The organism is Saccharopolyspora spinosa NRRL 18395, assembly GCF_000194155.1.
Taxonomy (GTDB): Bacteria; Actinomycetota; Actinomycetes; order Mycobacteriales; family Pseudonocardiaceae; genus Saccharopolyspora; species Saccharopolyspora spinosa.
In genome coordinates, this window is record NZ_GL877894.1 from 1 (window position 1) to 2,204 (window position 2,204).

Annotated in this window: 3 protein-coding genes; 2 read left to right on the forward strand and 1 reads right to left on the reverse strand. The window is 63.3% G+C overall.

Features of this window, described 5'->3' with window-relative positions; translation table 11 throughout:
• Nucleotides 1-188 precede the first annotated feature (188 nt).
• The gene (locus tag SSPN_RS0141770; RefSeq protein ID WP_010316749.1) at nucleotides 189-632 is read left to right on the forward strand and encodes a hypothetical protein; all 444 of its coding nucleotides are present in this window, start codon (nucleotides 189-191) and stop codon (nucleotides 630-632) included.
• A 28-nt stretch (nucleotides 633-660) separates the two neighbouring features.
• The gene (locus tag SSPN_RS56310) at nucleotides 661-1,272 is read left to right on the forward strand and encodes a hypothetical protein (RefSeq protein WP_148272140.1); all 612 of its coding nucleotides are present in this window, start codon (nucleotides 661-663) and stop codon (nucleotides 1,270-1,272) included.
• Nucleotides 1,273-1,912: 640 nt separating this feature from the next.
• Here the strand turns inward: SSPN_RS56310 and SSPN_RS61375 are convergent.
• On the reverse strand, nucleotides 1,913-2,204 hold a 292-nt coding region (locus SSPN_RS61375; RefSeq protein ID WP_237711002.1), incomplete at its 5' end, for a hypothetical protein.

Below are 2,204 nucleotides of genomic sequence, written 5' to 3' on the forward strand. Positions count from 1 at the left end.
GAGCGGAAGAGGCTCGTTGGCAGGAGGGTGGTGCTGGGAATCGGGCGGCTGTTGCTGCCCCGATGGTGCGTGGGGGTGTTGTTGATTCAGCGCTGAGCGTTATTTCTAAGTTTGGGTCGGTAAAGCGGGCGTTCGCGGATGCAGGTCGGGCGTTGCGGCAGTTGGCTGACGAGCAAGGTCACGGTGTCGTGGACGGTTTGTACGCTGCTGCGGATGAGGTTTTGGGGTCTCTTAAGGAGGGCGTGTTCGAGTCGGTGTTCAGCGGCGTCGGCAATCTGACGGGGTTGGCGTTCCGGGGCAAACTGCACCCAGAAGGCCCAAGCCCCTACCTCGACGACGCAAGCCAGCGCGAGGGCGCCACCTCCGATGGTGGCGGGTTCGGTGCGGAGAAGGCCCCGCTGCCGGGGGCAGGGTCCGGGTCGGAGACAGAGCGGTACGAGCGGGCCAAGGCGCAGTTGGATGAGTGGGCCGGGATTGCGGGTCGTGGTGCTGTGGACCGGTTGTTGGCTGATGCGGACGGGCTTTTGGGGCCGCTGAGGGTGTCGGAACGGTTCCGGATGGTGCTGGCGCAGTGGCTGGGTGAGCATCCGGGTGACTGGCGTGGTGCTTGGGCGGTGCGGGGGGACCGGTGACCCTGTCATTGGCGTGGCGGTGAGTGGTTTGACTCGCGACGTGTTCGAGGCGGTGAGAGCGGAAGAGGCGCGTTGGCAGGAGGTTGGTGCTGGGAATCAGGCGGCGGTTGCTTCCCCGATGGTGCGTGGGGGCGTTGTTGATCCAGCGCTGGACGTTTTTTCTCGGGTTAGTTCGGTAAAGCGGGCGTTCGCGGATGCGGGTCGGGCGTTGCGGCAGTTGGCTGACGAGCAAGGTCATGGTGTCGTGGACGGTTTGTACGCTGCTGCGGATGAGGTGCAGGAGGGTAGTGCTGGGAATCAGGCGGACGCTGGGGCCGTTGCTGTCTCGATGGTGCGCGGGGTCGGTGATGATCCAGCGCTGGACGTTATTTCTCGGGTTAGTTCGGTAAAGCGGGCGTTCGCGGATGCGGGTCGGGCGTTGCGGCAGTTGGCTGACGAGCAAGGTCATGGTGTCGTGGACGGTTTGTACGCTGCTGCGGATGAGGTTTTGGGGACGATGCTGCTGTCGACCGGTTGCTGCGAAACGAGGCACTTGAGGACACGCTTCGCAGGGATTACACCGCCACCGCTTTGGGAGCGCGGTTCAATAGAGGTAGGTATTGGGGTGCCAAAGTTCTTGATGATGTCAAGAAGCAGCTGAGCTCCGATCTGCAAGTTTCGGTGGGGTCGCTGCGGCAGACTTTGGCGGAGGCGGAGGTAGACACTGACCAGCGGAATGAATATGAATCCAAGATCGCGAGGTGGTCGGAACCTAAAGACGCGCCGGCCAAAACGATCCGTCTTTGGGTAGCGGAAGTAGAGGAAGCTGCCGCTGCTCTCCGGGGATTGCCGGAGCAAAGCCAGAATGGCCCGAACCCGTTGGTCTGGGATGAGCGGTACGAGCGGGCCAAGGCGCAGTTGGATGAGTGGCCGGTGCTCAGGCGGTGCGGGGGGAACTGGCTGATTATCTGGCCGGTGACCCTGATATTGGCGTGGCGGCGAGTGGTTTGGCTCGCGACGCGTTCGAGGAAGTGAGAGCGGAAGAGGAGCGTTGGCAGGCAGATCGTGCTGGGAATCAGGCTGCGGCGGTTGCTGCCCCGATGGTGCGCGGGGTCGATGATGATCCAGCGCTGCGCGTTATTTCTCGGGTTAGTTCGGTAAAGCGGGCGTTCGCGGATGCGGGTCGGGCGTTGCGGCACCGTTACCTGACTGGTGACCTAAGTGGCGGTGCGGACCCGACTACTGCCGGCAACTTGCTTTCCGCCACGGCGACTCGAGAGCTTGGAAGCAGTCGATCTGAATCAGTGCAGATGTATCGGCGGCGCATGGAGGTTGGCAAGGCGGTTAGTGGTTTGCCGGACGATGCTGCTGTCGAACGGGTGCTGCGAATCGAGGCGCATGAGGAGGCGCTTCGCGGGAGTTACAACGCCGTCGCTTTGGGGGCTCGGTTCACATCTGAAGATCGCGGCATCGGCCGTGATTGCGGGCGCGGGGCCGGAGCCGGGCAGGGACTTGCTGTCGGAGTCCGCTGAGGATGTGTCGAGTGATGCGGAGACCGACGACACCGAGAGCGTCTTCGACGAGGCGGAACGG